Origin of the sequence: Clostridium fessum, assembly GCF_003024715.1 — a bacterium.
Lineage (GTDB): Bacteria > Bacillota > Clostridia > Lachnospirales > Lachnospiraceae > Otoolea > Otoolea fessa.
In genome coordinates this window covers 1-1,407 of sequence record NZ_PYLO01000013.1, presented here as the reverse complement: position 1 = coordinate 1,407, position 1,407 = coordinate 1, and the positions used below count along the sequence as shown (strand labels likewise).

Sequence of the window (1,407 nt, the reverse complement as noted above, 5' to 3'; positions counted from 1 at the left end):
TTACTTCCTCTGTGTATGAAAACCGAAGGAAATATTTATGATGTTTCCTTTCCAAAGTAGGGGCAGATGCCTTTTTACCACTCCATTTTTTTCGCAGATATTCCATATCGGTATGAAGTAATTTTACTTGAAACCACTTCCACTCCCGCCCATCAAACAGCTTTAAATGTGCCGCATCTTCTCCCGGTTCTGCTTCCTTATACATGACATCCCGATAAAATACCGGCATCGCATGATTCTCACAGACCAGCTTCGGTTTTCCTCTCAGTTCTCCCTTTTCCCACAAACTAAGGCGTGTCTGATAGGAGGACACGGCTCCAAGTGCGTGTTGAATCGCCGCTCTTCTCAGATAAGATGGCATCTTAGGGAAATGACGGTCAAACAGAAATCTGGCATGATTCTTTTTTGTCTCATGTACCAGATGTTCCGCTTCATTAAAGCGTTTTTGTGGATTTCTGATTTCTGAAAGTTCTTCCCAGGTCTCTGCATACACCGGAATCAGATAGGAAACTGCCTTCCGAAAAATATCCAGCGTAGAGCGGAGCGGTATATTCTTTTTTTTAATTTCTACTCCATAGCTGGATACAATCTGCATAAAATTTCCTACTTTCTTTTTTCCTTCTCTTTTTGTCCCTCAATGTATGCCACTACCTGATCCCTGCTTCGGTCACTTACGGTGACTGCACAATACGATGGATTCCACAAATGTCCTCCCCACAGCTCCTGTTTTAATTCCGGATGCGAAAGAAACAACTGACGTGCCAGATTCCCTTTCATAATCTTTATCATGTCTGATATAAAAAATTGCGGTTTGCAATCCAGAAGTAAATGAATATGATCTGGCATAACCTCCATCGCCAGAATCTTAAATTTGTATTCCTCCGCAAGCCCATACAACATTTTTTTACATTCTGCGTCTATCCCATTTTTCAGGACCTGTTTTCGATATTTCGTGCACCAGACAAGATGATATTGCAAAGAATACACATATCCTCTACCATATGAAAGTGTATTTCTCTTAATAGTAAATATATCTTTTTCCATGTTTATATTATACCATATGCCCCCACACTTGGCAAACGCTAGTTCTGTATCTTGATAAAAAATTTGGCGCACCTAACTCATCACTACTACAATATACTTATGGGTAATCCCCTTACATCCAGTAAGGATTTATCCATCTCATTACTTAAACTGTTAGAATGTAGGATGCAATGGTATATCGACTTCATCACTAGGACTTAGCGTCCGTACTTTAGACTGATAACCAGCTCCTCATTCACAGTGTTCGTTTTATGCAGGTTGAATCACATTAAGTGCATTCGTGTCACACACAGTAGTTTGAGCAGGTAATGAGTAAATCTGGTATTTATCCATTGTAATATTTTTAAGGAGTGACAAATTTAT

General features: G+C 39.6%; 1 protein-coding gene and 1 pseudogene. Both read right to left on the bottom strand.

Translation table 11 applies throughout. The annotated features are described in order from the left end of the window. Positions 1–595 (bottom strand): annotated as a pseudogene (locus C7U56_RS15220) (IS200/IS605 family accessory protein TnpB-related protein); the annotation flags it as partial. Between the two features lie 8 nt (positions 596–603). Further along, on the bottom strand, positions 604–1,044 hold the full coding sequence (gene tnpA / locus C7U56_RS15215) for an IS200/IS605 family transposase (protein WP_107001913.1): 441 nt from the start codon (positions 1,042–1,044) through the stop codon (positions 604–606). Positions 1,045–1,407 lie beyond the last annotated feature (363 nt).